Here is a 24,392-nt window from a genome sequence, read left to right on the forward strand (position 1 = left end):
CTGATGCGGCAGCAGGTCGTTCTCGTCGGGGCGTTCGCCGACGTCGCCGCCCGGCATCCCGACCGAAAGCTGCGGATCTACGGTGACGATGGCGCGGCCGGGCGGGCCGGGCCCTGCGCAGACCGCCCCACTGAGCGCTGCCGGCGACAGCACTGACCCCCGTCCCCTCACGTTCTCCCACTCGTACGCCGCCGGATGTAACACTTGCTACATTTCAAGGTGTGGCGACAGTCGCACGGCCAAGTTCACGTCGGCCGAGCTGGAGGAAGAGGAGCAGTCGCTGGAGCGGCTGCGGCGCCGGCACCGCGACCTGACGGCACGCGACGTGTTCGGGACACCGGAGGCGGCGAGGGCCGGCGAGCGGATCAAGCAGTGTGTGGCCGCCTGCGAGGACTACGCCGAGCGCGTCTGTACCAGGTCCCGGAGGCGGAACAGTGAGCACGGCCCCCACGGTGCAGGCGGCTCCGGCCCGGCACATGTGGCCGCTGTATGCCGCGGGGTTCACCACCGCCTTCGGCGCGCACGGAATCGCCGCCAACCTCGGCGGCCACGCCCGGGGCGCGGTCACCTCGTTGCTGGTGCTCGGCGGCCTCCTCGCCCTGTACGACGGTGCCGAGGTACTGCTCAAGCCGCTGTTCGGCACACTCGCCGACAGGATCGGCGCACGCCCCGTCCTGCTCGGCGGACTCGTCGCCTTCGCCGCGGCGTCCGCCCTGTACGTCGTCGCGGACAGCCCCGGCCGGCTGTGGGCCGCGCGCCTCGGCCAGGGCGCCGCGGCCTCCGCCTTCTCCCCGTCGGCCTCCGCGCTGGTCGCCCGCCTCAATCCGGCGGCCAAACACGGCCGGGCCTTCGGCAGTTACGGCTTCTACAAGTCGATCGGCTACACCCTCGGCCCGCTGCTCGGCGGAGTGCTGGTGGGGGCCGGGGGCCTGCGCCTGCTGTTCACCGTCCTGGCCGTGCTCGGGGCAGCGGTCGCCGTGTGGGCCGCGCTCGCCGTCCCGGTCGTGCCGCCGCTGCCCAAGGCCCGGCAGACGGTCCTCGACCTGGCCCGGCGCCTGGCCGACCCGGCCTTCCTCGCCCCCACCTCGGCCCTGGCCGCGGCGACCGCCGCACTCTCGGTCGGGGTGGGCTTCCTGCCGGTCTCAGGCCGGGCGGCAGGTCTGGGCACGGTGGCCACCGGTGCCGCCGTGTCGGTCCTGGCCGCCTGTGCGGCCGTGGTCCAGCCGCAGGCCGGACGGGCACTGGACCACGGACGGCTGACGAACCGTACGGGCATCGCGGCAGGGCTGCTGCTCACCGCCGTGGGACTGGGCTGTGCCATGCTGCCGGGTCTTACGGGGCTGCTCCTGGGTGCCGCGCTGATCGGCGCCGGAACCGGTCTGATCACCCCGCTCGGCTTCGCCGCCCTTGCCGCAAGCACCCCCACGGAGCGTCTCGGCCAGACCATGGGCACCGCCGAACTCGGCCGTGAACTCGGCGACGCGGGCGGCCCGTTGTTCGTCGCGGCGGTCGCCTCACTCACCACCCTCACCCACGGCTTCGCCGTTCTCGGCGTCGTTCTCGCGCTCGGCCCGGTGCTCACCGTCCTACGGCGTCGGCCCGCCGGAGAGTGAAGCCCGCACCACAGGCGGCGCAGGCACGCCCGTCCGCGCGAGAGGGGCCGAAGCCGACGCCAGTCGGAGCAGGCTCGGGCGCTCGCCGGCCACCTGCCCGGCGTGACGCCCACGCTGTCCGAGCAATCAGCCCCCGCCACGGTCACCCTGACCATCGGCCCCGACATGCCCGCCCTCGACGGCTGACGTCCGGGCGGCTTACTCAGGCCGGGTTGAGTATGCGCGCTCATGTCCGGCGCACCCTCGCGCGGCGAGTATCGGTGCAGCGGCGCAGTCCACTGGCGCCGATCCGATGCAGTGCTGAGACAGTTACGGAGAATCCCATGTCCCGACGTGTCGCTCTGTCCGTGGCCGCCGGTGTCGTCATCCTCGGTGGTGCCGGTGCCCTCGCCCTCGCCCACGCCGGGGAGCAGGCTCCGGCGCCGGCGCACAGCAGTGCCCGCTACACCGCTCCCGACGGGGACCGCGACGGATCGCTGGCCTTTGTCACCGACGTCACGGCGTCCTCCGGTGTCAAGAGCGTGAAGGTGCTCGCCTGGCCGCAGAACTCGTCCTTCGCCGAGAAGGGGCTGACCGCCAAGGACATGGCCGCCGCGGAGTCGGCCGTCTGCAAGCCCTCCGGGCAGAACACCGTGCGCTGCACCTACACCGTCAAGGTCACCGGTGCCGACGCCGAGTCGTCCCCGCGCGGTGTCTGGCACGTCGCCGTCCTGGCCACCGCGAAGGACGGCACCACGACCCTGGACACCAAGGCGGCCGACTTCACCGTCCGATGACCGGCACACCCGCCTGACCGAGAGAGCGCGGACCACGACGCGCGCCCGACCCGGCGGCTGCCGCGCACGTTCCGGTGCAGTGCCACCCGCGTCACCGACCTGGTCGAGGCCGTCCTCGCCCTGGAGCTGACCGCGTCAGCCTGAGAGCGTGTCGCGAACCTCCCGGCCGGTCGGCAGGTCGGTGCGTCGCAGGGTCGCCACGCACAGGTGCGGGGTGACGAAGGGCTCCAGGGACTCGGCAGCCAGCGGGGCGCGCAGGGTGTCGACGGTGCCCCGCATCAGCCCGAGGTGGACGGCGCAGATGATGTCCGGGCGGCGCTGGGCGACCTCGCGGAACGGGCAGCGGTGCAGCCGCAGCCGCCGCATCCCCTCGGCGTCCTCGCCCCCGCCCCCCGCCCCGTCCCGCGAAGCTCCCACTGCCGGTTCACCGGCCGGTTCCTCGGCCGGTGCCTCCGCCTCCGTGACGAAGCCCATGCCTTCCAGGGTCGCCCTCAGACGCCGCTGCCCCTCCTCCGCCCCGATCCGCTCGGTGGGGGCGGGGGCGTCCGTCAGATAGGCACCCCAGGAGCGGCCGGCCTCGGTGGCGGCGGCCACCGGGTCGTCCACCGCCCCGGCCACCACGCCGAGCAGGATGTCGGAGAGCAGACGGAAGCTGCGGGCGCCGTCGGGGCCCTCGGCTGCCACGGCGGAGTAGACGAACCGGCCGACAAACCCCCGCACGACCAGTGCCGTGCGTGTCGCGCGGAACATCTGAGCCGCCCTTCCATCGAGGGGCCGTTCGGAGCCGTGACCAGGGGCCATGGGGAGTACCCGAGGGCCGGTCGGCTCAGGCGCCGACCGCCGCGGCACGGCAATCCTGGCCCGTGACCGGCCGGGAGCGGCCACGGGCCGTCAGGTCCGGCTGTCCGGCCACGTCTTCTCGTGTCCACGGGCTGAGGCAGCCGCGGCGCGCTCCTGGTCCGGTCGCCGTCCGGCCCGGTGCCATCGGCCGGGCGGTGCTCCCGTCCCGGTACCTGTGCCCGGCCGCCTGGTGCGCTGTGTCGGGGGACGTGGCGGACGGCCTCCTTCCCGGCCGTCCGCGGACACGCCCGCGCACGGCGCTTCCAGACCGCAGCGTCCTGAGATGGTGGAGGACATATCGGGTGGCGAGGCGGAAGAGGGCGGTGGCTGTGGCGGTGTGTGCGGCTGCGGTGGTGCGGAGGAGGAGGCCGTGTCCGAACGGGGCGTGCGGTCCGCACCCCGTGCCCGGCGTCATGCCACGGTCCTCGGCGCGCCGGACGCGGTTCCGGCCGGCGGCGCCATGGCGCTCGTCGCGCCGCACGACCCGCTGCCGCTGCCGCTGCTCGCGCGGGTCGAGCAGCGCGACCGCGGTGTCTTCGCGCTGGATTACCCGCAACGGGGGCCCGAAGTCCGGCGGCTGCGCCTCAGCTGTCGCCCACCCGGCGCCGCCACGGCCGCTCGCGCGGTCCGCGGACGCCGAGACGCCCAGCGTCCTCGTACGCGCCGCGTCCATCACCAGGAAAACCAGGCCAAGGAAGCAAAACCAGGAGGGCATGTCATGGATGGTGCGCACCGCCGGACCGGCGTACTGGTCAGGATGGCCGGCGCGGCCCTGATGGCCGCCGGACCCGTCATGGTTCTGCGCGGCCGTATGGGCCGCAAGGAGATCCGTACCGAACTGGCCGCGCAGCGGATCACGTTCCCGGACCACGGGCTGCCCGCTCACCTCGCCGCGCTCGCCGGCCGGAGCGTGGAGACCGGTGCCCAGGCCCACGCCTACGCTGAGCTGATCAAGGAGCATGTCGCCCAGGCGACGGGCGGCCGTACGTATGCCGAGATCACCGAAGAGCTGCACGCCACGGGGGACGACGACGAGAAACTCGCCCAGTTGCGTCAGACCGCCTTCATGGGGGAGACGCTGCGCGGCTCGCTGTTGTCCGCCTACCAGGCCTGGCACCTCACCACGCTGGTCATGGGCCTGGGCGGAGTACTGACCGGCCTCGGCGCGGCACTGGTGGCCACGGCGGACGCCTTGGGCGCGCAGCCGCACCGTCCTTGACGGACTCACCCGTCTCCGGGCAGGCGGCCGCCGCCATCGCCGATCAGGGCGGCGGCCGCCCGTTGCGTCGTGATCACTGGAACCAGGGACGGCCGGCCCATGTCCGTGGGCTCTTCGGCCACTGCCCCAGGACCGCCCGACACCGGATGCTGGCTTCCGACCGATCCGGAGGTATCCCGTGCACGACCGAACAAGGCGCCCGCGCGGCCGTCTCCACCGCCGTCCCCCGTGGCGGGCGCCGCGCACGGGCCGGACCGGTCACCGTCCGACCGCCCGCCACGTCTGCCCCGACTCGCGGGCGGCCGGACGCACGATGCGGACCCATCCTGTACGAAGACCGCGGTGAGCGGTGTGCAAGCGATCCGCCGGCAGCACCAGAACGTCGCGGACAAGCCGTTCATCGCCATCCGGGGGTCCATCCGCGCCTGGCCCCTGGCCCGCCTGCACTGCCGCGGCGGGGCCGTGCCCGACCGCGACCCGCGCGAACTGGACACCGCCGCCGCCAAGGACCTGCTCCGGCAGGTCGCCGCGTCCGGACGGCCCGCCCCGTTGTTCGTCATCACCGGCGGGGACCCGTTCCAGCGCCCCGACCTGCTGGAGCTGATCGGGTACGGCGAAGAGGCGGGCGTCCGTGTCGCCGTGTCCCCCACCGGCACCCCCACGCTGTCGGAGCTCCACCTCGGCACGCCCGGAAGTGCGGCCCAGGTGGCGAAGATGCGTCGGGCCGCCCCTGACGCCACGGTGTTCAACGGCGTCGCCGCCCAGTACGCCAAGGCGCCCCTCAAGGCGAAGGCGGGGGAGCGGGCCCGCTTCTGGGTGGTGGCCGCCGGGCCGGGCGACGGCCATCGCCTTCCACATCGTCGGCACCGTCTTCGACACGGTCTACGAGGAGGGCGCCCAGGAGATCGACCGGTTCCTCGACCTGATCGTCGACGCACTGTGCCCGGCGCTCGGTCCGGAGGACAGGTGACGCCAACCCTCGGCGCCTCCTCGGCAGGTCACGACAGGCCGTGGCCCGGTCGGGGTCAGGCCGTGGGCAAGTGAGGACGGCCAGGACCCTGCGGTGGGTCCTGCCAGCGCCGTTCCGCCTGGGCCGAACGGCCAAGGGCGTCACCCGGTCCGGCGGCGTACGCGCCGCTGGACCGGGCGTCGGCCGCCGCCCGCCGCAGGCGGCGGCCGAGGCCACCGCCGACTCCGGCAGGCGACGCCGCGCGCTTGGCCGTTGCAGTCGGCGGACCGGGATAGCTGAAGGCCGCTCACCGTCAGACCAGGGCCGGAAGGCCGAGGATGAGGTCGGCGGCGGTTGTCCGGCCGCCCGCGGCGCGCTGGAGGGCGCCGATGCGTTCGGCGTTCTCGTGGAAGGACGGCTCGCGCAGAACGCGGGTGAGTTTGTCCACGACGTCGTCGACGACGATGGTCTCCGGGTGGTCGAGGGTCAGGCTCACCCTGGAGTCCCGGCCGCGTACCGCCTGGTCGTAGCAGTGCGCCCACAGGGGGCGCACGACCAGCGGCTTGCCGAAGTAGAGGCCCTCGTGGAAGCCGTTGCCGCCGCCGTGGGTGAAGAACACCTTGACGCCCGGGTGGGCGAGGACGTCGAGCTGGGAGGGCACCCAGCTCTCGATACGCAGGTTGCCCGGCAGTTCATCGGACGCCGGCAGCAAGTGCTGCTGTTCGGCGGGCAGTTTCCACAGCACCTGGTGCTCGCCCGCCAGCCGGCGCGCCACCTCCACCAGGGAACCCACCTGCTCTCGGGTCAGCCGGGTGATGGTGCCGAAGCCCATGTAGACGACGGACGACTGGTCGTCGAGCCACTTGCGCACCGGATCGTCTCCGGTGGTTTCCGGCAGTGGCGGCAGCACCGCGCCGACGAGGCGCATCTTCTCCGGGATGTCGAACGGATAGTCCAGCTCCGCGACCGAGTTGCACAGCACCAGCTCGGCCTTGTCGATCCGCGTCATCGGGTTGGGTGGTGGAAGTCCCTGCTCCTTGCGGAGACGGGCGTCCTTCGACAGCACCTTGCCCATGACCGGGTTGAAGAACATGGCCAGGGTACGGAACTTGAACAGCTCGTTGGCCACCCGCTGCGCCAGGTTCATCCGGCGCGGCAGCCCCGAGTGCGGGACGGGGAAGTCACGCGGGGTGAGCCCCTTGGCGAAGGGACTGTGCGAGGTCAGCACGTTGCTGGGCAGGAACGGCACACTCAGCACGAAGGGGATGCCCCGGGAGACCGCCAGGTCCACGGCGAAACCGCTCATGCAGTCGACGACCATGAGCGTCGGCCGGACCCTGTCGACGATCTTCTGGAGCCGGTGGAACTTCTCGGCCTGGAGGGCGGGCCTGTAGGACTGCTTGATGACGGCGCGATGGGCCCGGAAGCGGGAGCACTGCGTGACCTCCCGGTAGACGTCGTCGGGCCAGGTCACGGCCGACAGCTCGGGAATCACCTCGCCGAGGGAGGCGAACCGTACCGGTGCGCGTTCCGCCGTTCTGCGCACGTCCTCCCTGCGGTGTTCGTCGGTGGCGAACCACAGGTCCGCCACGCCCTGGCGGGAGAGTTCACCGGCCAGCACCAGCAGCGGGTTCAGCAGGCCGCTCTCCGGGAGACTGACGAACAGGATCGGCCGTCGGGCGGAATCCATGAAGTGCCTTGTGCCTTTCATCGGTGGCCGGCAGGACGGGGGAGCACCTCCCCGGGCGATCCGCATCGCCCGGCACTGTGATCTCACGCCGGATGCCGGAAGATCCTTAGACCTCCTGTTGGAGCGGGTGCGCACAATCCCGGACGCGGGACGGGGGCTGCCGATGGAGCCCGTCGGATGGAGCCCGTCGCCCCACGCTCACAGAGCGGTATCCGGAGCAGGCCTAGAGCCGACGCCCCCGCGAGCCCTGCAGGGCGACACCCGGGGCCTGCGGCGTGCCGTGTCCCGGGAGCCGCGCGCCCAACAGGGACAGCAGTGGCTCGGCCTCGCGTGCCGTCGCCTCGAACACGGTGTCCGGGTCGCACGGCGCGGTGACGGCGCCGCCGACGCCGTACCGCAGACGCCGGCCGCTCAGCACCGCCGTGCGGGTGGCGAGGCCGAAGTCGGCCGATCCCGAGAGGGAGAAGTAACCGATCGCCCCGGTGTGGACGCCGCGCGGCCCGCTCTCCAGCCGGTCCAGGGTCCGCATCGTCCGCGGCTTCGGAGCGCCGGTCACGGAGCCGCCCGGGAAGGCCGAACGCAACGCCGCCACGGCTGTGGTGCCTTGGCGCAGCCGCGCTCCGACCGTGGTCACCAGCCGGTGCCCGGCGGGACACGTCATCACGTCGAACAGCGGATCGGCCGTGACGGCGGCGGCCTCGGCGCGGGAACCCAGATCGTGCCGCGCCAGGTCGACGAGGGTCAGATGGGCGGCCCGCTCCCGTTCACTGGTGGCGAGGTCCGCGATCAGCAGGGCGTCCTCCTCCCGCATGCTCCCGCGGGGGCGGGAGCCCTCGGTGACCGTCGTTTCCACCCACCCCTGCCGGTCGACGCGCAGGAAACGCCCGGAGGCGGAGCTGAGCACGGACAGCGCGCCGAATCCCAGGAACGCCCCGAACGGCGCCGGGGCGAGCCGCCGCAGGGTGCGGTACGCCTGCCAGGGGTCGAGGTCCGTCCTGGTCTCGATCATGTTGGCGAGATACAGCCCATGGGTGTGGCCGGCGGTCAACTCGTCCTGGCAGGCGTCGACGAGCTTGAGGTACCGCTCGCGCTCATGACGCAGCCGCAGCCGGGCCGGCCGCGCCGGTGACGGGATGCGGGCGGCCGGAACGGGCAGCGGCGGCACCGTGACGAGCCGTGCCGAGACGGCGGTGAGCCAGGACCGGGCCGGACCCTCGTCCCCCTCCTCGGCCAGGGCGAGCAGATACGCGGTGCCCGTGCCGTGGTCCAGGACGACGGCACGGTCGGCGAAGACCATGACGGCGTCCGCAGCCGGTGACCGGTGCGCCCTCGCGCCGCCGCACTCGGCCTTCAACTCGTAGCCCAGACAGCCGACCCAGCCGAGCGCGAAGTCGAACGGCAGCTCCGGGACCTCCACCGTCAGGGACCGCAGGTCCTCGTCGAGCCAGCGCAGGAACGGACTGCGGACCAGCTCGGCGGGCCCCGTCCCCCGGACGGACACGCTGCCCCGGACCACGTGCGCGGTGGCGACCCGGGCGAGCGGCCCGTCCGCGTTGCCGAGGACGCACACCCCGCCCGGATCGCCGTCCGCCCGGCCGCTGTCCAGCCAGAAGGGATGGTCACCGGGGCGGAACAGGCGGTCGAAGACCGTCTCCGCATCCCAGCCTGTCTCCAGCTGTTCGGCCAGCACCCGCAGCCGGCGGCGCGGGTGCTGCGTACGGTCACCGGCGCCCGGCAGCCGCTTCGGCGCCTTCTCCGTACCGGTGGCGGTGACCGCCGGTGCCTGCCGTGGCGGGGCACCGGCGAACAGGGGTGGGCCGGGGCGGGATCTCCGGTGCTCCTCCGTCAGTTCGCGGAAGCTGACGAGCAGTTGACGGCCCGTGTCCGTGCCGGCGGACTCGGGGTGGAACTGCACTCCCCACAGCGGCAGACTCCGGTGGCGCAGCGCCATGACCACGCCGTCGTCCGTCGCCCAGGCGGTGGGCTCCAGGGCGGGGGAGAGACCGGTGACCGCGAGCGCGTGGTACCGGACGGCCTCGAGCGGGTTGGGCAGTTGCCGAAGGAGCCCGCTACCGGTGTGCCGCACGGGCGAGACGCGTCCGTGGCACGGCCAGGGCGCACGGCCCACAGTGCCGCCGTGCACCAGCGCGATCATCTGGTGGCCGAGACCCACGCCGAGCACGGGCAGCCGGTCCTGACGGCAGACCTCGGCACCGATCGCCGTGACGGCGCGGTCGTGCGGGGTGCCCGGCCCTGGGCAGAGCACCACGTTGTCGAAGCCCCGCAGCAGGCCCGGGCGCCAGGAGGGGTCGTCGTGGCGGACGACCTCGGGCTCCCGGTTGTTCACCTCGGCGAGGCGATGGAACAGGTTGTGGGTGAAGGATTCGTCGTTGTCGACGAGCAGAGTGCGCATCGCGGGTCCTCGCTCCGCGGACGCGGGGACCGGAACCAGGGCGTCGGAGGAGGAGCGTCGTCAGCCGGAACCGGGGCATGCGTCGGTCCCCGTGCTGCGGATTGGGTGGCTCGGTTTCCGAAAGGCGGGAGAAGTGTGTTGATTTCGGCCAAGTGTATTTCGGTCATGAAGCGGGCATCGCGCGCCGGATCCCTATTCTCGACGTCACGACAAGGCGCTTCCTCTGTCTGAAGAGGAACCGAATTAGCACATTGCCGGATTTCGCCCGAGGCTATTTGCTGGCGGGAACGCGCGGGTTCGGCCGGGTTTGCGCTTCCCGGACGTGGATGTGTGCGGAAGGGTGAGTGCGGTGGGGGTGGGTCGACCGTTCCGTGGTTCTCGTCGGACTCCCGCTCCTTCCGGTCGGGGTACGCATCACCTTCCTAAGTGATCTCATGCGCGACACCGGAAATTCCCTAGTGTCGAACGCATGGGCGGTGGGCGGCCAGGTGGCGGGCCCTGATTGCCGATGTCCGTGGGCGGTGGGGCCGCGTGGCGTCGCGTGGTCCGGGGCGACCGGCGGGAGGTGTGGATGGCGCGTCCGGGGGTTGGGTGGACTCCGGCTTGCCCGCTTGGGTGCCGCGCCGGTCCGATTGCCGCCCGAAGTCCGTGCGTACCGCGTGACGACCAGTCGCCGATCGCGCACATATTCGTTCGCCATCGCAAAGTTGGGTGCCGAGCGCATGGTTTCGAGTCGCACGAACGCAGCCCTCGGAGCGCAATCGTATTCGGCCGGCCAGTCGCACGTTGAACCACATGCCTCTGACTCGACAATAGCTGACTGGACAAGTGTTCTGGCTTAGAATCCCCATGTGCCTTCCTCGAACCCGATCGACCACCCCCTCATCACGACGTTCGGCCGCCTGGTGGAGACCCACAGTCACCTCGAGCGGCGCCTGGGCACGGCCATGCAGTCGGAAGTCGGCCTGCCGCACGTCTGGTTCGAGGTCCTGATCCGGCTCGCCCGCACGGAGGAAGGGCAGTTGACCATGAGTGCGCTGGCCGACCAGATCGCCCTGACCACCAGCGGGGTCACCAGGCTGATCGACCGGATACAGGCGGCCGGCTACGTCGAACGCTGCCCCTGCGTCAGGGACCGGAGGATCGCCTACGCCGCCATCACCGACGCCGGGCACGACGTCCTCCACCGGGCCGCGGTCGGACACGTACGCAATCTGCGGGACACCTTCGCCCAGTTCAGCGAGGACGACCTGGCCACCCTGGACAACCTGCTCGACCGCCTCCGGAGTACGACGTGATACACGGCCGCGACAACGAGTCGACCGCACTCGGCGCCCGGGCGGCCGCCGCATGCCGTGGTGAGACGGGGTGCGTGGTGCTGACCGCACCGCCCGGCTACGGCAAGAGCGTGCTCCTCGACGCTCTGCTGCGCGCTCCCGCGTGCCGGGACATGGCGGTGCTGCGGGCGCACTGCGGCGAGGCGGCCGGAGGCGCCGGCGCCTACGCGGGGCTGAGGGCGCTGTTCGCGCCGGCGGGCGCGCCGGCTCCGGACCGCCCGGAGCCGGAGCCGGGCGAGGACAGCCCGGCCGTGTTCCTGCCCGGCCCCGGGGATGCCCAGCGGTTCACCCTCACCTCCGCCTACCCGGTGTTCCGCCGGCTCCTCGGGCACGTGCTGCGGCTCACGGCGGACCGGCCGCTGCTGCTCGTACTCGACGACGCCCACCACTGCGACGAACACTCCCTGCGCTGGCTGGAGTTCCTGCTGCGGCGGGCGGCCGGGCAGCCGCTGCTGGTGGTCCTCGCCCGGAGCTCCGGCACCGACCCGCGCGCTCCCCGGGCCTGGGCGGACCTCCTCGCCCACCCCCCGGTGTCCGTGCTGCCCCTCGGGCCCCTCGGCACCGACGCCGTCGGCGGCCTCGCCGAAGAGGTCTTCGGCACGCCGGCGCACCCCCGGCTCGCCGAGCGCGTCGCCGAGGTCACCGGCGGCAACCCGCGCACCGCCGTCCGGCTGCTGCGCGAGCTGAGAAGACGCGGTGCGGCTCCGGACAAGGCCGGAGCGCAACAGGCGTGGGAACTCGGCGGCGGCATGGCCGCACGGTCGGTGCGGCGTGTGGTCGACCGCGAGTCCGCCACGGTCCGCAGTGTCGCCACGGCGATCGCGCTGCTCGGGAGCACACAGTTCCCGGAGGGCGTCGCGGTGCTGGCGGAGGTGGACCGCGCGCAGGCCGAGGAGGCGATCGCCGTGCTGCGCCACGCGGGAGCCCTCACTCCCGACGGCACCGCTCTGGTGCACGAAGCCGTACGTTCCGCGCTGCTCGAGCCGCTCGGCACCGCGCGGGCGGCCAACCTGCACGCCCGCGCCGCGCTGCTGCTCAGCGACGCAGGCCGGCCCGTCGAAGAGGTGGCCCGGCATCTGATGCGGATGCCTCGCGCCCGGGAACCCTGGATGACCGCGGTCCTGCGGGACGCCGCCGCCCGGGCCGAGCAACGCGGCGCCCTGGCCGAGGCCGCCGGCTGTCTGCGCCGGGTGCTGGAGGCCGAGCCCGACGACGTCGAGGCACGGCTGCGGCTGGCGCTCGCCGTGGCACCCGACGACCCCCTGAGCGCCGTTCCGCTGTTCCGCGCGGCGCTCGCCGGCACGGCCGACACGCGCGGGCGGGCCGCCATCGCGGTCCAGTACGCCATGGCATGCCTGTCCGTACCGCTCCCGGCCGCCTGCCGGGCGGAGATCCTGGGAGCACTGGAGACCGCCTGGGACGCCCTGGCGTCCGGCCCCGAGCGTGCCCCGCAACTGCGCGACCAGGTGGCGACCGTGCTGCTGCTCATGGGACGGCGCGGGACCGGTGTGGCGGCGCGGGAGCACCGCGGCACGGTGACGGCGTCGTACCGGCTGCGCACCGACCGGCACGAGACGGAGGCGCTCGCCGCCCTGCGTACCGCGCTGGCCGGCCACTCCCGGGAGGCGGCCGTGAAAGGCGCCCGGCGCGCGCTGGCCACGCCCTCCCTCCAGCCGCCGCCGTGGCTGCTGTTCACCGCCGCCGCCACACTCGGCCTCGCGGACGAGACAACGGAGGCGCACACCGCGCTGGACACCATGCTGCGGCGCGAGGGCGACGAACCGACGGCCTGGGTGCGGGTGCTCGCCGGGTCCCTGAGGTCCCACCTGCTGCACCGTGACGGTGCCGTCCTCGACGCCGCCGCGGAGGCCCGTTCGACGATCGCCGCGGCGGGCCGCACCAACTGCGAGGCACGGCTGGTCACGGCACGAGCGGTGCTCGCGTCGGTGCTCGTCGACCGCGGCGAGCCGCAGCAGGCCGAGCGGCTGCTCGACCGGATCGGCCGCTCCGAGCCGAGCGGTTCGGCCCTCGCCTACCTGCTGTATCTGCACACCCGCGCCCGCACCCGCTGGGCGACCGGCAGCCCCCGGCAGGCGCTGCGGCTGCTGCGCGAGTGCGGCGCGGTGCAGGAGACCGCCGGTGTGCTGAGCCCGGTGCTCACCTCCTGGTGGGTGGACACCTGCCTGATCCTCGCGGCCATCCGGCCGGCGGAGGGCAGGGAACTGGCCGAACAAGGAGCCGAACGCGCGCGGCGCTGGGGAACGCCGCGCGCCCTCGGGCTCGCCGCGCTCGCGTCGGGCGTCCTCACTCCGGGCCGGGCCGGGCTCGACCTGCTCGCCGAGTCGGCCCACCAGCTGTCCCGGTCGCCCGCGGTCTCCGCGTACGCCCGTGCCGAATACGCGCTGGGCCGGGCTCTCCTGCTGCACGGCGACGAGGCCGGTGCCCGGGAGCGGCTGCGCAAGGCGGCCGGCATCGCGGGTGGCTGCGGGGCGCTCGCGCTGGCGGAGTCGGCCCGCAGCCTGCTGGTCTCCGCCGGCGGGCGCATGGGCCATGCCGCCGGCGTGCCGACCGGGGGTCTGCTCACCACCACGGAGCTGAAGGTGGCGGGACTGGCGGTGTCCGGGGCCAGCAACCGCCAGATCGCACAACGGCTGTTCGTCACGGTGCGCACCGTCGAGTCACATCTGACCAATGTCTACCGGAAGCTCGGGGTGCGCCGACGGGACCAGCTCACGGACGCCCTGCGCGCCGTGCACGGCCGCTCGTGGCCTGTGCCGGGCTGGTCGGTGCTGGAAGGGGCGTGAGGGTCCGACCTGTCGGGGACTCACACGCCGCACAACACGAACGGGGGCAGGAAGACAGGGTGAGTGACGGATGACGGGGTCAACCCCCTCTCACCAGCCGCAGTATCAGGCGCGGTCGGCGGCGGCCGCCGAGGACCCGCCGTCCCGCGTCCGGGCACGGGAGCGGGCCGTGGTGGCAGCGGTCGTCGACGGGCTCGACACCTCGGGACCGGTGCTCGTCACGCTGTCGGGCAGAAGCGGGCTGGGCCAGTCCGCTCTGGTGCGCCGGGCCGCCGACCGGGCCCGCGGGTCGGGCCATCGGGTGCTGCGCGCCCGAGCGGCGCTGTCGGAGTCCGAACTGCCGTACGGAGTGGTCACGCAGCTGCTCGAACCGCTCGACACCCCACCGATCGGCACACGGGCGACATCACCGGGGCCGACGCGGCGCGAGCCCTTTCCGGGGCTGGCCGGGCTGCTGCGCGCGGCGCGCGAGCGTCCGACCGTCCTGGCCGTCGAGGACGCGCACTGGCTCGACCGGGAGTCGCTGCACTGGCTCCAGGCGCTGCTGCGCAGATCCGCCGGGGCACCGCTCGCGGTGGTGTGCGGCGGCGACGACGCGGCGGCGGCCGACCCCGGCTGGCCGGGCGAACTCGGCTCGGCACCCGGCCCGGTCGCCCATCACCTGACCCTGGCACCGCTGCCCCCGGACGAGGTCGCCGCCGAGGTGGCCCGGGTCTGCGGACCCGCGGACGAGGCGTTCACGGCCGAGGCCGGCCGGATCAGCGGTGGGCATCCCGCGGTGCTGCACGACCTGTTGCAGCGGTTCGCCGCGCTCGGACACCGGCCGGCCGCGGCCCGGGTGCCGGCCCTCCGGGGGGCCGGCACCGCCGTGCTCGGCGACCACCTGATGAGCGCCGTACGGGGACTCGGCGCCGAAGCGGGCGAGGTGGTGCGGGTGCTGGCGGTCTGCGGGCACCTGCTCGACTTCCCCCTCGTCCGCACGCTCGCTCGCGCGGGCTCCCTCAACGAACACCGGCTGCGGGCGGCCCTCGCCCGGACGGCCGGCATCCGCGCCCTGCCCAACGGCCGTCTCATGGTCGAACCGGCTTTGCGGGTCCGCGTGTTGGAGGACATGACGGCCGACGACCGGACCGATCTGCATGTTCGGGCCGCCGAACTCGCCCACCGCGCCGGGGCCGAGGACCGGGCCGTGGCCGACCTGCTGCTCGCCGCGCGCCCGACCGGGGCCGCCTGGGCGATCCACACACTGCGCCGCGATGCGGACCACGCCGTGCGGGAGGGCGAGCACGACCGCGCCGCCGTACTCCTCGCGCGGGCGGCGGAGGAGGAACGGGATCCCGCCGAGCGCGCCCGCCTCGGCCTCGAACTGGCCGCCGTTCACCTGGTCACCGAGCCCGAGGCCGGGGACCTGCGGATCGAGCGGCTGATCCGTACGCCCGAGAACCCCGCCGCCGTGCGCCTGCACGCCGCCGATCTCGGCCTCACCGGGGGCGGTACCGAGGTGGTGCGCCGGTCGCTCGCGGACGCGCTGACGGTCGCGACCGGCGCCGAACGGGACGATCTGCTCGCGCTTCTCTGGGCAGCCGACCCGACCGGCCAGGGAAACGGCGTACCGTCCGTACCCACGGTGCCACCCCTGCCGCAGCGCCCGGCCACACGCGCGCAGGCCGCAGTGCGCGCCTGGCAACTCGCGCTGTACGGCGAGAGCCTGCACGAGGTCAGGAGCCTGGCCCAGGCCGCCCTCACCGATGAGCAGCGGCCGGACGGGCCGCTCGTCCAGCCCGCCCTGGCGGCGTGCAAGGCCCTGTGCCTCACGGACGCGCTGGACGACGCGGAGTCAGGCCTGAACCGGCTGCTCGGCGCACTCGACGGCAGCCGGCTCCGGCTCGCCGCCCCCCAGATCCTCGCCCTGCGCGGCGAACTCAACGTACGCAGAGGCCGGCACGCCCAGGCGGAGCGGGACCTGGAGGCCGCCGAGCGAGGGGCGCGCCTGCTCGGCAGATCGGCCGCCCTCCTGCCCCATCTGTACGGCATACGCATCGTCGTGGACGTGGAGAGCGGCCGCGGGGACGCGGCACGTGAGCGTGCCGCCATGCCCCTGCCGCCCGCCGCGGAGGACAGCGAGCACTGGCCTCGCCTGCTGTTCGCGCGGGGAGTGGTCGCGCTGCGCGGCGGCAACCCCGTGGAGGCGCGCGACCAGCTCCGGGAGTGCGGCCGCCGGCTGCTGAGCCGTCATCACCTCAATCCCGCGCTGGTGCCGTGGCGTTCGCTGACGGCACTGACCTGTCACACCCTGGGTGAGTCGGCCGAGGCCCGGCGACTGAGCGAACAGGAACTGGCGCTCGCCCGGCGCTGGGGCGCGGGCAGCACCCTCGCCTGGGCCAAGCTGACCGGGGTGCTGGTGGCCGGGCGGGAGGACCGCCTGGCGGGCATCCGCTCGGCCATGGGAGCGGTGCGCTCGGCGCCGACCGGTCCCGAGTACGCCCGCGTCCTGGCGGAGTACACGGCCCTGGAGATGACGGAGAGCGGCGGCGACCGGCGGATGGCCGCCCTGTCGCTCGCCGAACTGTGCGCGCTGACCGCCGCCCATCCGTCCGCCCCCATGGCGGTCAGGGCCCGTGCGCTGGCCGGAGCGGCCACCGGCACGGTGTCGGTTCCGGGCTGGGGCGACCTCTCGGAGGCCGAGCGGCAGTCCGCGCTCCTCGCCGGCCGCGGCCGCAGCAACCGGGACATCGCCGCGCTGCTGGAGATCTCGAGCCGTGCGGTCGAACTCCGGCTCGCCCGCGTCTACCGCAAGCTGCGCATCAACGGGCGCCAGGAACTGCGGGAACTGGTCCGCGCGATGGAAGGACACTGAACGCGATGCTGCTCGAAAGAGGTGCCGAGCTGGCCGCGGTGCGACAGGCGCTGCGCGCCGCCGCCGAGGGACGCTCCTCCCACATGGTGCTGGCCGGCCCCCTGGGCATCGGTCGTTCGGCACTGCTGAACGAACTGCCCCGCTGCGCCGACGAGGGCGCGGTGCATGTGCTGCGGGCCAACGCCGCGTCGACGGAACAAGGCCTCGCCTGCGGTGTGGTGCGTCAGCTGTTCGACAGCCTGCTCACCACGGCACCCGGGCCGGGCCGGGAACGGCTGCTCGCCGACGCGGGGGCCGCCCGGCGGGTGCTCGGCGACGACCTGGTGCCCGACCCCGACGCCTTGGATGGAACGGTTCTGCGCGATCTGCGCTCGCTGCTGGCCAAGTTGAGCGCCACGGCGCCCCTGCTGATCCTCATCGACGACCTTCAGTGGGCGGACTCGTGGTCGCTGCGCTGGCTCGCCCATCTCGCCCCGCGGCTGGACGGGTTGCGGCTGCTGCTCGTGTGCACCCTGCGGGACGGCGATCCGGGCTCACGCGACCCCCTGGTGCACGAGGTGGTGGGCGCCTCGGCCCGGATTCTGCGTCCCGTGCCCCTGTCTCCGGCCGCCACCGGGGAACTCGTGCGCGCGCGCCTGGGGGAACCCGCCGACGATGACTTCGTCCATGCCTGCCACGACATGTCCCAGGGGCGTCCGCTGTTCCTTCTGTCCGTGCTGTCCGAAGCCGCCCTCGCGGGCTGCCCGCCCAGCGCCGCGAGCACCGGGCTCGTGCAGGCGAGGCGTCCCGCGCAGCTCCGCGACCGCTTAATGAACTGCCTGCTGCTCCAGCCGCAACCGGTCCGGGACGCGGCGGCCGCGATCGCCACGCTGGCCGGGCTCGAGGAGCCCGCACTCCTCGGCCGCCTCGCGGGCCTCGACGACGTCGGCTTCACGACGGCGCTGCGCGTCCTGCACCAACTCGGGCTGACGGCAGGGGAGGACGAGGCGTGCTTCGCTCACCCGTCCGTACGGGAGGCCGTCGAATGCTCGATGAGCGCCGCCGAACGGCAGCGCTGGCAGGAGTCCGCCGCCGGGGTCCTGTACGACGCCGGGCTCCCGGCGGAGCAGGTCGCCGCCCAGCTGATGGCGATTCCGACGCCCCGGTACCCCTGGGCCGTTCCGGTGCTGCGCAGCGCGGCGGACACCGCACGGCGCAAAGGGAGTCCGGAACTGGCGGCCCGGTATCTGCGGCGGGCTCTGCTGGAAGCGGTCGAGCAGGACCGGACGAGGGCCCAACTGCTGGTCGAACTCGCAGCTGTCGAGCTGTCCTTCGATCCGCCGGCCGCCGAATCCCACATCGCGCAGGCGCTGCCCCTGCTCCCCACGGCCCGTGACCGCGCTGCCGCGGTGCTGCGTCTCTCGCCCTGTGTGACCAGCCCCGTGACCCCGTCGGGGGCCGCCCTGCTCAGGCGCGCCGCCGAGGACCTCGTGGACCCGTACACGCGCGACGACCCCGGTGGCGAAGAGGCGCTGTCCCTGGAAGCCAGGCTGCGGTACACGGGTCTCGACGACTACGCCCAACTCGCCGACGCCGTCGCCAGGCTGCGCGTCCTGGAGCCCACGGTCCGCTCGCGCGGCGGCCGGGAACTGCTGGCCGTGCTGCTGCACGCGGCGACGCTCAGCGCCGACGGAGACGCGTCGGAGATCGTACGGCAGGCCCTCGGCATCCTCGACTGGGAACCGGCGACCGCCACCGGCGGCGGCTCGGTGATGCAGTTGGTGATGTTCTCCCTGGTGGGAGCCGACGCCCTGCAGACGGCCGAGTCCTGGCTGAACGCCGCGGCGCGGAGCGGGTACGGGGACGACGGCGGGGGCGACGCCATGGGGCATGCGCGGCGCGCGCTGTTCCACATCGCGCGCGGCCGGCTGCCCCAGGCCCGGGAGCAGGCGGAACGAATCGCCGAACTGGCGGGCACGATCGGGGAGGAGAGCCGTTGCTTCGTCTACGGTGTGCTGGGCGCGCTGGCCCTGTCGGCGCGTGATGTGCAACTGGGTTCACGCATCGTGGCCGAGGCGGCCGGCCGGTCCCTCGCGCCGATACCGGCCGCACTGCTGAGCCTGCTCCGGATGGCGGAACAGGCCCAGGCGGGCGAGGCCGACACGGCTCTGGAGACGGCCATGGAATGCGGTCGGCAGCTGGAGTGCGCGGGGTGGCGCAATCCCGTTCTGTTCCCCTGGCGCCCTTGGGCGATCTCCCTCTCCCAGCAGCTCGGTGACCATCACCTGGCCCGGACGCTGGCGGCGGAGGAGTGCGCGCGGGCGAGGGAGTGGGGAGCGCCGGTGGCGATCGGCCGGGCACTGCGGCTGCGCGCCCGCGCCGACGGGGCGGACGACCGGGTCGATCTGCTGCGGGAGGCCGTGGCGACACTCCGCGACTCCGCCAACGAACTGGAACTCTTCATGGCCGTACGGGACTTGGGGCGGGTGCTGGGGGGCGGTGCCGAGGCCCGGGAGGCGCTGCGCGAGGCCGGTGAGCTGGCGGAGTCCTGCGGCGTTCCCTGGCTGGCCGGGCCGGTCAGCGCGGAAGGCCGGCCCTCCGTCCCGGTCGTACGGTCGGCACTCACCCGTACCGAGAGCCGTGTGGCATCACTAGTTGTCAATGGGCTCACCAATCAGGAAATTGCAGCTGAACTCCAAGTGAGTGCCCGAGCTGTGGAAAAGCATCTGACAAACTCCTATCGTAAACTCGGCATTACGGGCAGGCGCGAGCTGGCCGCAGTTCTCCAGGAAACCGGCGTGCACGCTCCCGGCTGAACGGGCATTCGGTTCGCCCGTTTCTGTCAAAATGCCCTCTGACCTGCTGCTTCGTAACCGTACCGAACCTTGGGTGCGGTGTCCGGGCGACCGACCGAACCTTCCCCCGCAACTCCACAGAATCGGCGGGATCAGGCTGGTTCACGTTGACCCGGTCACCGTTGGCTCTCTAGAGTTCCAGGTGTGGTTCCAGTGGTAAATGGCGAATTGAACGGTCAGGGAAACCGCGTCCCTCTCGGCTTTCCTCTTCCGTGAGAGAGGAGAAGGGAAAGTTCTGGAGGGGCCGGCGAGTTTCCTGATCGTGAAGGCCATTGGAACCTGATACCTGTTCACCCATCTCATGAGTACCAACCGCTGCGCAGACCGACGGTCCGGTGACGGCGACGAGAGGTCGCGGACCGGCAACGTTGTCAGATGCGTGAGGCACTGCCCGCCGCCACATTCGCTGGTGTGCGCCCTCCAGGCAGGGGCGCCCGGGCGCCCCTCGTGCCGTCCTGTCGTGGCCCGAACCGATCGGGTCCACCGCGCGCGGAGTACACCCCCCACCGTACGAAGGGCGATTATGCCGCAGGTCACCAACTCACGACGTGAGACGAGTTCGTTCACGTCCACCCGCGCTGTCTCGGGGAAGGGGAAGGTCCGCGACCTCCACGAGGGCGGCCGGTCGCCGCAGACCGCGATGCTCGACGAGGGCCGCCTCAACATGGCACGTCTCGACCGGGCGTTGACCATCCAGCAGGCCAGCGAGGGCTTCTTCTGGCAGTTCGGAGGCTCGTCCGCGGAGTTGTGCGGCCGGACCTTCAGCGATCTCGTCCACCCCAGTGTCCAGCAGCCGCTGATGCGGCAGTTCACCGGTCTCATCGAGGGCCGGCGTGATCGCTTCGCCACCGACGTCATCGCGGTGGGGCGGGACGACGCCACGTTCACCGTCCCCCTGACGGCCCTCATGGTGCGGGGCGGTCTCCCGGACGAATCCTCGATCCTGGTCATGATGCCCAGCGCACAGAACGAATCGGCCGACTCGGAGGTTGTCGGCGGACGCAACAAGAAGCTCCTGAGCCCGATCGACGCCCGGATACTCGAAGGCATAGCCTCCGGACTCTCCACGATCCCGCTCGCCTCACGACTGCACCTGAGCCGGCAGGGCATCGAGTACCACGTGACCTGTCTGCTGCGGAAACTCCGTGTGCCGAACCGGGCGGCGCTGGTCTCCCGCGCGTACTCCATGGGCGTGCTCAAAGTCGGTGTCTGGCCGCCGAAGGTGGTCCCGGACTTCATCAAGGACTGACGGCACGGGGGAGTTCCTGCCCCGGGCCGGATCATGTCGGCCGCTCGTGCGGGTCGGGGGATGCCTCGGCCCGCACGCGGCGGCTCACATCAAGTAATGAAGGCACGCATCGTCAACTCCCGGGATTTCAAATTCAGTTGTTGACGTCGGCCGTCGGTGGGGATACAACCCGGAGAGAGCGCTCTCACGCCTGCTGCCGCTCCACCCCCACGCACGCCGAACCGGCTTGAGGAGACCCGTATGCAGACCTTCTCCGGCGCACTCACCCGCAGACCGGCAACCATCGCCGCGCGTTCCCGTACGGCGCTGGGCCTGGTCGTCGTCCTGCTCGCCGCCTGCTTCGCCGCTCTGACCCCGTCGTCCGCACACGCTGCGGACCAACTGCTGTCCCAGGGGCGCCCCGCCGTGGCGTCCTCGGTCGAGAACGACACCTTCCCGGCCGCGGCCGCGGTCGACGGCAACACCGGCACCCGCTGGTCCTCCGCCTTCTCCGACCCGCAGTGGCTCCGGGTGGACCTCGGATCGGTCCAGCAGCTCACCCGCGTCACCCTCAACTGGGAGGCCGCGTACGCCAAGTCCTTCCAGATCCAGACCTCCACCGACGCGAACACCTGGACCACGGTCCACTCCACCACCACCGCCACCGGCGGCATCCAGAACCTCGCCGTCACGGGCAGCGGCCGCTATGTGCGCGTGAACGGAACCGAGCGAGCCACCCCGTACGGTTACTCCCTCTGGGAGTTCCAGGTCTACGGGCCCGGCGGCACCACCCCGCCGGACGACTTCTGGGGCGGCACCAGTGACATACCCGCCGCGAAGAACGCCGTCGAGGTGAAGATCCTCAACCGTACCAACGGCAAGTACCCGGACAGCCAGGTGTACTGGAGCTTCAACGGGCAGGTCCACTCCATCGCCGAGCAGCCCTACCTGGACATGCCGGCGAACTCGGCGGGCCGCATGTACTTCTACCTCGGCTCGCCGGGCGGCCCCTACTACGACTTCATCGAGTTCACCGTCGGCAACAACGTCTTCAACGGCAACACGACCCGCGTCGACGCCTTCGGCCTGAAGCTCGCCATGCGCCTGCACACCAAGGACGGCTACGACGTCGAGGTGGGCGAGAACCGGCAGACGTTCGCCGAGGACCGCGCCACCACCTTCCAGCGCTTCACCAACGCCGTTCCGAACCAGTTCAAGGTACTGGCCCAGACCCAGACCCCGTACCGGATCATCGCCCCCGGCAGCGACCCCAGCTTCCGCGCGGGCGGCGCGAACGCCAACTACTTCACCTCGTACGCCCAGTCCGTCGGCGTCAACGCCGCCACCTCCGACATCTTCGGCTGCGCCGCCTCCCTGGCCGGCAACCCCGACATGTGCGCCGCCCTCAACCGGCACGTCGCCACGCTGCCGGCCTCCCAGCAGTCCGATCCGGCCCAGTACTACAAGGCGGCACCCGCGAACTACTACGCCCAGTTCTGGCACGACAACGCCATCAACCGGCTCGCCTACGGCTTCCCGTACGACGACGTGGCGGGCCAGTCCTCCTTCGTCTCCCACGGGAACCCGCAGTGGCTGCTGGTGGCCGTCGGCTGGTAGCCGACCATGAGAGGGTGTCCGGGGCCGTCGCGACAGACGGCCGCGGACACCCTCTCTCCGTGCCTCTCGCTCTGTGAACGGGCAGGCGTCAGCGAGGAGTTGATGCCTCAGGTGTGGGCACGGCCCGGGACCGTTCCGGGGCGGCCGGAACCGTGCGGACCGGGTCGGGCCCGGCCGTTCCGCGGGTGCCGGCCGCCCCGGTGCGGTTCGGTGCGCTGGGGGCCCTCCTGGTGGCGGTGTCCTGACGGGGGCGGGGGGTGGCGAAGTCCGAGGGGCGAGCGGTCCGTGCCGTCGTGGGGGTGGGGGCCGGCGCGGTCGAGGCGGGCGGCGGGGGCGGCGGGGCCAGGGGGACCGTGGGCGTGACGGGGGCGGACGGGGCCGACGGATGCAGCGGCAGTACGACGATGGCGGCCACAGCGCAGGTCAGCGCGGCTCCGGCCGTGGCCCGCAGCAGCTTGCGGCGGGCAGCCGCGCGACGGATCGCCTCGTAGCGGCCCGGCGGCGGCCCGAGACGGCCGGCCGGGGGCCGCAGGAGCACCGTGAGCGGGTCGTCGGGCGCGAACTCCGGGTCGTTGTCAAAGCGAGTGGTCAAGGCTTCTCCTGAGGTGGACGCGGAGCAGTTCTCGGGCGGCGTGGAGGTCGGCTTTGACGGTTCCTTCCTTGCGTCCGGTCAGCACGGACACCTGCCAGATCGGCATGTCAGCGTAGTAGTGGAGGAGGATCGGGACGCGCAGTCGTTCCGGCAGGGACTGCACGAGCAGGCGCACCGACGGATCCGTCTGCTCGGTGTGGGGGCGGAGCGCGGCCTCGGTGGTGACGCGGCGCACGGCGCGGCGCTCGCGTTCCTGCTTGCGCCAGTGGTCGCGGACGATGTTGGCCGCGGTCACGTAGAGGAACCCGCGGGGCTCCTCCACGGACGTCCAGCGGGCCCAGAGGCGGGTGAACGCCTCGGAGGCGATCTCGTGGGCCGTCTCGTCGTCGTCGACGAGCCGGCGGCACCAGCCGGCGAGGCGCGGGTACAGGGCGGCGAACAGTTCGGACGCTGCCTTGTCGCGGGACCGTTTCAACGCTCTCCAGGGTCGGGGTGCCGAGTCGGGCACGAGTGTGTCGGGGCCGCGGGCGGGGTGGCGGCTCCCGGGGAAGGATGCCGGGCCGGCAGTGTCGCGTTCCGCCGGCCCGGCCGCCGTCGTGGGCTGTCGGTCCGTCAGCGGAGGGTGGCACTGAGGGCGGCGAACACGATCACGTTGTCTCGGTAGCCGTCGTCGTCGCGTGGGCCGCCGCAGGTGATGAGCCGCAACTCCGGGCGGTCCACGTTCCCGTAGACGTCGTCGGCCGGGAAGTGTGCCTTGGCCACCGTCCGAGTGGAAGTGACGGCGAACTGCGCCTGTGTGCCGTTCTCCAGGCGGGCGTCGATCGTCTCGCCGGTCCGCAGCCGGTCCAGGTGGCGGAAGACTCCGTCGCCGTAGGAACCGACCGTGACATGGCCGAGGACGACCGACGGTCCGACCTGGCCCGGTGTGGGCGAGTACCGGTACCAGCCCGCCTGGTCGTGTGCGGTGACCGGGGGGACCTGCACGGTGCCGTCCGGTTCCAGACCGAGGCTCAGCAGCGGGGTGTCGACCCCGATGGCCGGGATCCGGAGCCGGACCGGGACCGAACGCCGCAGGGGGCGCGGGGAGCCGACGACCGGCGTGGCGTCTCCGGTGTCCGGAGTGCCGCCGCGGTTGCCGGTGGGGTGGACGGTCGCGGACCGGCCGTTCCCGGTACCACCGCAGCCCGCGAGCAGCGCGGTCAGTGCCGCGGTGCCGAACGCGCGCCTGGAGAGCGGCGTCATGCCCCGGTCGCCCGGCGGCGGCGGACGACGAGGACGGCCCCGCCGGCCATGACGAGCGCCACGCCGGCGCCGCCGCCGATCAGGTTGTCCCGGGAGCCGGATTCCTGGGCGGGGGTGGTGACACCGGTGTCGGGCGCGCCCGCCGGTACCGCGCGGACCTGGTCATGGACCGGGGCACGGGTCGGTTCGGGGGCCGGAGCGGGGGTGGCCGCCCTGGTCGGGACCGGGGAGGGGGTCGCTGCCGTGGTGGGGACCGGGGAGGGAGCGGCCCCGTCGGCGAAGGCGGGTGCGGTTCCCGCCAGCACGGCGGTACAGGCAACTGCCGCGGCGGTGAGGATGGTTCGGCGCATCGGATCGCTTTCTTTCGTCGGCGCCCGCCGG

At 72.9% G+C, this 24,392-nt stretch carries 17 protein-coding genes and 1 pseudogene; 11 read left to right on the forward strand and 7 right to left on the reverse strand.

Annotated features, from left to right (window positions below; all coding sequences use genetic code 11):
* Positions 1 to 88: 88 nt before the first annotated feature.
* The 3 genes and pseudogenes from TNCT6_RS41965 to TNCT6_RS30890 form a co-directional block, all read left to right on the forward strand.
* Positions 89 to 406, forward strand: a pseudogene (locus TNCT6_RS41965) (Chromate resistance protein ChrB); the annotation flags it as partial.
* 70 nt (positions 407 to 476) lie between these two features.
* Entirely contained in the window at positions 477 to 1,613 is a 1,137-nt protein-coding gene (locus TNCT6_RS30885; protein WP_141366966.1) for an MFS transporter, read from the forward strand.
* A gap of 323 nt (positions 1,614 to 1,936) precedes the next feature.
* Positions 1,937 to 2,389: a DUF5707 domain-containing protein gene (locus TNCT6_RS30890; RefSeq protein WP_141364247.1), complete on the forward strand. Its 453-nt coding sequence runs from the start codon at positions 1,937 to 1,939 to the stop codon at positions 2,387 to 2,389.
* A 135-nt stretch (positions 2,390 to 2,524) separates the two neighbouring features.
* Here the strand turns inward: TNCT6_RS30890 and TNCT6_RS30895 are convergent, their stop codons facing one another.
* Entirely contained in the window at positions 2,525 to 3,139 is a 615-nt protein-coding gene (locus tag TNCT6_RS30895; RefSeq protein WP_141364249.1) for a hypothetical protein, read from the reverse strand.
* A 373-nt stretch (positions 3,140 to 3,512) separates the two neighbouring features.
* Between TNCT6_RS30895 and TNCT6_RS30900 the strand changes: the two genes are divergently transcribed.
* Positions 3,513 to 4,448: a DUF2249 domain-containing protein gene (locus tag TNCT6_RS30900; RefSeq protein ID WP_253266282.1), complete on the forward strand. Its 936-nt coding sequence runs from the start codon at positions 3,513 to 3,515 to the stop codon at positions 4,446 to 4,448.
* 342 nt (positions 4,449 to 4,790) lie between these two features.
* Positions 4,791 to 5,492: a hypothetical protein gene (locus TNCT6_RS41220; protein ID WP_253266283.1), complete on the forward strand. Its 702-nt coding sequence runs from the start codon at positions 4,791 to 4,793 to the stop codon at positions 5,490 to 5,492.
* Between the two features lie 218 nt (positions 5,493 to 5,710).
* Here the strand turns inward: TNCT6_RS41220 and TNCT6_RS30910 are convergent, their stop codons facing one another.
* Both TNCT6_RS30910 and TNCT6_RS30915 read right to left on the reverse strand, forming a co-directional pair.
* Positions 5,711 to 7,087, reverse strand: a complete 1,377-nt coding sequence (locus TNCT6_RS30910) for a glycosyltransferase (protein WP_141364253.1) — start codon at positions 7,085 to 7,087, stop codon at positions 5,711 to 5,713.
* A 223-nt stretch (positions 7,088 to 7,310) separates the two neighbouring features.
* Positions 7,311 to 9,500: a chorismate-binding protein gene (locus TNCT6_RS30915; RefSeq protein WP_141364255.1), complete on the reverse strand. Its 2,190-nt coding sequence runs from the start codon at positions 9,498 to 9,500 to the stop codon at positions 7,311 to 7,313.
* Between the two features lie 851 nt (positions 9,501 to 10,351).
* Here TNCT6_RS30915 and TNCT6_RS30920 point away from each other — a divergent pair.
* From TNCT6_RS30920 to TNCT6_RS30945, 6 genes are all read left to right on the forward strand, one after another.
* Complete coding sequence (locus tag TNCT6_RS30920) at positions 10,352 to 10,798, forward strand: MarR family winged helix-turn-helix transcriptional regulator (RefSeq protein ID WP_141364256.1); 447 nt, start codon at positions 10,352 to 10,354, stop codon at positions 10,796 to 10,798.
* Entirely contained in the window at positions 10,795 to 13,641 is a 2,847-nt protein-coding gene (locus tag TNCT6_RS30925; protein ID WP_141364257.1) for an AAA family ATPase, read from the forward strand. The genes TNCT6_RS30920 and TNCT6_RS30925 overlap by 4 nt, the downstream gene beginning before the upstream one ends.
* Before the next feature lie 70 nt (positions 13,642 to 13,711).
* Positions 13,712 to 16,498 carry an AAA family ATPase gene (locus TNCT6_RS30930; RefSeq protein ID WP_141364258.1) on the forward strand — a complete coding sequence of 929 codons (2,787 nt, stop codon included), beginning with the start codon at positions 13,712 to 13,714 and terminating at the stop codon, positions 16,496 to 16,498.
* A 5-nt stretch (positions 16,499 to 16,503) separates the two neighbouring features.
* Positions 16,504 to 19,293 carry an AAA family ATPase gene (locus TNCT6_RS30935; RefSeq protein WP_141364259.1) on the forward strand — a complete coding sequence of 930 codons (2,790 nt, stop codon included), beginning with the start codon at positions 16,504 to 16,506 and terminating at the stop codon, positions 19,291 to 19,293.
* 679 nt (positions 19,294 to 19,972) lie between these two features.
* Entirely contained in the window at positions 19,973 to 20,581 is a 609-nt protein-coding gene (locus tag TNCT6_RS30940) for a LuxR C-terminal-related transcriptional regulator (RefSeq protein ID WP_373996253.1), read from the forward strand.
* Between the two features lie 240 nt (positions 20,582 to 20,821).
* Positions 20,822 to 22,177: a beta-1,3-glucanase family protein gene (locus TNCT6_RS30945; RefSeq protein ID WP_141364261.1), complete on the forward strand. Its 1,356-nt coding sequence runs from the start codon at positions 20,822 to 20,824 to the stop codon at positions 22,175 to 22,177.
* 88 nt (positions 22,178 to 22,265) lie between these two features.
* Here the strand turns inward: TNCT6_RS30945 and TNCT6_RS30950 are convergent, their stop codons facing one another.
* From TNCT6_RS30950 to TNCT6_RS40155, 4 genes are all read right to left on the reverse strand, one after another.
* Positions 22,266 to 22,769, reverse strand: coding sequence for a hypothetical protein (locus TNCT6_RS30950; protein ID WP_141364262.1), 504 nt, complete (start codon positions 22,767 to 22,769; stop codon positions 22,266 to 22,268).
* Entirely contained in the window at positions 22,753 to 23,244 is a 492-nt protein-coding gene (locus tag TNCT6_RS30955) for an RNA polymerase sigma factor (protein ID WP_141364263.1), read from the reverse strand. Before TNCT6_RS30955 ends, TNCT6_RS30950 begins: the two co-directional genes overlap by 17 nt.
* 137 nt (positions 23,245 to 23,381) lie before the next feature.
* On the reverse strand, positions 23,382 to 24,011 hold the full coding sequence (locus TNCT6_RS30960) for a class F sortase (protein WP_141364264.1): 630 nt from the start codon (positions 24,009 to 24,011) through the stop codon (positions 23,382 to 23,384).
* Positions 24,008 to 24,361 (reverse strand): Tat pathway signal sequence domain protein, encoded by a 354-nt coding sequence (locus TNCT6_RS40155; protein ID WP_172633109.1) that lies wholly within the window; start codon positions 24,359 to 24,361, stop codon positions 24,008 to 24,010. The genes TNCT6_RS30960 and TNCT6_RS40155 overlap by 4 nt, the downstream gene beginning before the upstream one ends.
* Positions 24,362 to 24,392 lie beyond the last annotated feature (31 nt).

The sequence above is a fragment of the Streptomyces sp. 6-11-2 genome (assembly GCF_006540305.1).
In the GTDB taxonomy this organism is placed as follows: Bacteria; Actinomycetota; Actinomycetes; order Streptomycetales; family Streptomycetaceae; genus Streptomyces.